Below are 3,302 nucleotides of genomic sequence, written 5' to 3'. Positions count from 1 at the left end.
TAAATACCAAACGGTTTGTTTTTATCCGTATGCAATGTTTTTTACCTCTCCCGAATGAAGTGAATATGAGGAGCAATGCCGAAGGTTGTCCCGGAATACAAGGAGGATGCAAAGCGCCGGATCATTGATGCCGCCATGGACGTGATCGCAGAACGGGGCTGCAACCAGATGACCATCGATGACGTTGCAAAAAGGATTGGTGTGACCAAGGGTGCGGTTTACTGGTACTTCAAGAGCAAGGAAGAACTTGTTGCCGCGGTCCTGAACAGGTTCCAGTCCGATATCGAAAAAACGACGTTCGAATCCTTTTACAACCGCCCCATCGAGGAGGTGTTCTCCCAGCTTTTCGAGCGTTTCTCTCTCGCGGATGACCGCCAGCGAGCGATCTTCTTCGAGATGTTTGCCCTTGCGGCGCGGAACACGGAAGTCCGGCATGCAACTCGGGAATACTATGCCGGTCTTGTTGCAACCTTCGAAGAAGTTATCAAGAGGGAGAAGAAGAAGCACTTCATCCAGACGCAGGTAGACCCCCATACGCTTGCGCTGCTGCTGGTAGCCCTGTACTCGGGCCTGCAGAACTATGAGATGGTCTGGATGTACCAGAACGAGATAAAAGATCTCTGGACTGAAGGGACGAAGATCCTTTTCAAGACCTCGTACACCGGCACGTACGGCGAAGAGAAGCTGTGACGTAATGAGAACCCAGTGATGAGGTCTAGAACCAGCTCTCGAGTGTCTTCTGCCCGGCCTTCACTGAGAACCCTTCGAGCGCTTTGTCCACCCGTTCTTCTGAGAAGTCGTAGCCATCGCAGAGCATCTTTTTGATTCCTTCGGCATCCGGGTGGCCGGCTGCAACCGAATATTCGGTTGTTACCGGTGGTTTGAGGAACATCTCCATCACCGGTGCCGGATCGAAGTCCGGCAGTTTCTCTTTGAGTTTCGCCGCGAATTCCCCCTTCTGCACGATCTTCAGGCCGGTCTTTGCGCCAACGCCTTCAACGCCCGGGTTGAAGTCCGTCCCTACGAGAATCCCGATCTCGATCAGCTGTTCGCGGGTGAGTTTCAGGCCGGCAAGCGTCTCCGCGAGAACGATCCGTTCTGGATTTACTGTGATCTGCCGGCCCCGGATCTTCCGCTTGCCCGATACCGTCAGGTTGCGCACAAGGGTCGGGGCGCCGAAGAGGAGCGTGTCATAGTCCTGCGAAATGACGTACCGGCAATCGCCACGTGCCACCATGAATGCAGCCTGGGCCTCGCCTTCGCCCGGGGCCTGGACAACCGGGATCCCCATCAGGCCCAGTAACTGTTTGGAGGTCTCGATAATGGTGGCGTCGACCCGTGTCGATGACCGGGCCTGTTTGTAGGCCTCGGCCTCGTCCCCGCGTTCCACCGCTTCCTTCCACTTCTCGCCCGCAGCATCGCGGAGCTTCCGGCGCTCGTCGATCGTTGCCTGCTTCAGTTCCGTGGGTTTCCCATCGAAGACAAAGACCGGCTTGATCCCCTTTGCCATGAAGTTCGAGATCCGGAAGAGGATGCCGGAGAGGTGGGAGGTGACCCTGCCCTGCCGGTCCATCAGGGGTGTGCCATCCGGCTGCCGGATGATGGTGAGGAACTGGTACAGGGTATTGTTGGCGTCCACTGCCGCAATGCCCGGAAGGGCCTCCCAGGTGACCGGTGTCTTGTAGTCCGCGATGATATCCCGTAATGCAACGCCCATTCGTATTCAGCCCTGATGGTCCGGTTACCGATATGCCCGCCGCGAGAGCTCGGCAACGTGCTCGTCGAGGTGGGTGATGGCCATGTCGTACTTCTCCACCATGCGGGTCGAAATCTCCTCAAGGTTGGTCCGCAGCATCCGCTCGCGGGTGATCACGCTCTCCTCAAGGTGGCGCATCTTGACCTCGAGCGAGAGGAAGAGCCCCCCGATCGAGAGCATCATCAGGGCTGCCGCGACCGCGATGATCAGGTCCTGCCAGAACCGGAGAATGAGGACGAGGGTCGATATGACCATCACGACCGTGAGCAGGATATCGGGTAAGTACTCGCGAATCTCCATGCTTTTACATGATGAGAGCGCACTAATTAATCTAACTAAACCAGAAGCGTCACCCACATTCGGAGATATCCATGGATACGAAGAACCTCGCCCCCTTAATCGCCATGCCGCTCCTCCTCCTTGCCGTGGAGATCGGAGCCGTCCTCCTCTCGCTCCCTGTCCAGGCCTCGGGTATCGTGGCCTTCGAGAATCCCGAAGATTTGGCAAACCCGGTCTGGTTCATCGGCATCCTGCTCGTCTTCACAGCGTTCCTGCTCCTCCTGATAAAATACGACATGAAACGGGTCATCGCGGCAGTCATCGGGATCTCCATATTCCTGACGTTCTGCTACATCTTTGCGGCAGTCACGTTCGCGGCCATGGGAGAGTCCGACCTGGCGATGGTCATTACGCTCATCCTCGCAATCCTTGCCACGCTCCTTTTGTACAAATTCCCGGAGTGGTATGTCATCGACGGTCTCGGCATCCTGATCGGTGCCGGTGTTGCAGCGATCTTCGGGGCATCGCTGGAAGTCCTCCCGGTCCTCATCCTCCTCGTCCTTCTCGCTGTCTACGATGCGATCTCTGTGTACAAGACAAGGCACATGATCACGCTGGCCGAGGGTGTGATCGATCAGAAGACCCCGATCCTCTTTGTCATCCCCAAGCGGAAGGACTACTCGTTTATCAAAGAAGGGATCGGGAAACTCGGCGATGGCGGCGAGCGGGCAGCGTTCATCATCGGCATGGGCGATATGATCATGCCCGCGATCCTCGTGGTCTCGGCTAATGTCTTCCTGAAAGGCTCACGCCTTGGTGGGCTCATTAATCTCCCGGCGCTCGGGGCGATTCTTGGGTCGGTTGCCGGGCTTGCCGTTTTGTTGTATTTCGTGATGTCGGGCAAACCGCAGGCCGGGCTGCCTCCGATCTGCGGGGGGACGATTATCGGGTTCCTTGTCGGTTGGGCGGCGTCCGGGTGGGTGTGAGGGTCTTCAGACATGGGGCCCAAGTGGGGCTGGAATCTCCTGTCAATGGATCATGTCCCGCTGACACCGGAATGCACTATTCTTCCACCCTGGGTCCGTGCTAAAGCAATGGGTTTATTGGCAGGGCGTGCGCGACAGATACTTGAGTGAAACGCTCCTGCGATGCAGTTGCAGGACGAGCCACTGACAGCAGACAACCGCACTGTGCCAGCGAAACACGGTGGGAGGCTGATACCCGTGAACGGCATTGCACCGGAAAACGGAAAAACGCATCACATACC

The 3,302-nt window shown here is 57.0% G+C and carries 4 protein-coding genes; 2 read left to right on the top strand and 2 right to left on the bottom strand.

The window, feature by feature from the left end; all coding sequences use genetic code 11:
* Positions 1–75: 75 nt before the first annotated feature.
* The gene (locus CW742_RS09355) at positions 76–690 is read left to right on the top strand and encodes a TetR/AcrR family transcriptional regulator (RefSeq protein WP_292419561.1); all 615 of its coding nucleotides are present in this window, start codon (positions 76–78) and stop codon (positions 688–690) included.
* A 25-nt stretch (positions 691–715) separates the two neighbouring features.
* Here the strand turns inward: CW742_RS09355 and fen are convergent, their stop codons facing one another.
* Together fen and CW742_RS09345 are read right to left on the bottom strand one after the other, a co-directional pair.
* A complete protein-coding gene (gene fen / locus CW742_RS09350; protein WP_292419558.1) occupies positions 716–1,717 on the bottom strand; it encodes a flap endonuclease-1 in 1,002 nt (333 codons plus the stop codon).
* A gap of 24 nt (positions 1,718–1,741) precedes the next feature.
* Positions 1,742–2,056: a hypothetical protein gene (locus CW742_RS09345; RefSeq protein ID WP_292419555.1), complete on the bottom strand. Its 315-nt coding sequence runs from the start codon at positions 2,054–2,056 to the stop codon at positions 1,742–1,744.
* Positions 2,057–2,127: 71 nt separating this feature from the next.
* Between CW742_RS09345 and CW742_RS09340 the strand changes: the two genes are divergently transcribed.
* Complete coding sequence (locus CW742_RS09340) at positions 2,128–3,021, top strand: presenilin family intramembrane aspartyl protease PSH (RefSeq protein WP_292419552.1); 894 nt, start codon at positions 2,128–2,130, stop codon at positions 3,019–3,021.
* Positions 3,022–3,302 lie beyond the last annotated feature (281 nt).

The organism is Methanoregula sp. (genome assembly GCF_002835825.1).
GTDB lineage: Archaea > Halobacteriota > Methanomicrobia > Methanomicrobiales > Methanospirillaceae > Methanoregula.
The sequence above is the reverse complement of the archived record's forward strand: the minus strand, read 5'-3'. Positions and strand labels throughout refer to the sequence as shown.

What these genes read in the sequence shown, in the direction of transcription:
- CW742_RS09340 (WP_292419552.1), top strand. Translation starts at nt 2,128, where the DNA reads ATGGATACGAAGAACCTCGCCCCCTTAATCGCCATGCCGCTCCTCCTC.
- CW742_RS09345 (WP_292419555.1), bottom strand. Translation starts at nt 2,056, where the DNA reads ATGGAGATTCGCGAGTACTTACCCGATATCCTGCTCACGGTCGTGATG.
- CW742_RS09355 (WP_292419561.1), top strand. Translation starts at nt 76, where the DNA reads ATGCCGAAGGTTGTCCCGGAATACAAGGAGGATGCAAAGCGCCGGATC.
- fen (WP_292419558.1), bottom strand. Translation starts at nt 1,717, where the DNA reads ATGGGCGTTGCATTACGGGATATCATCGCGGACTACAAGACACCGGTC.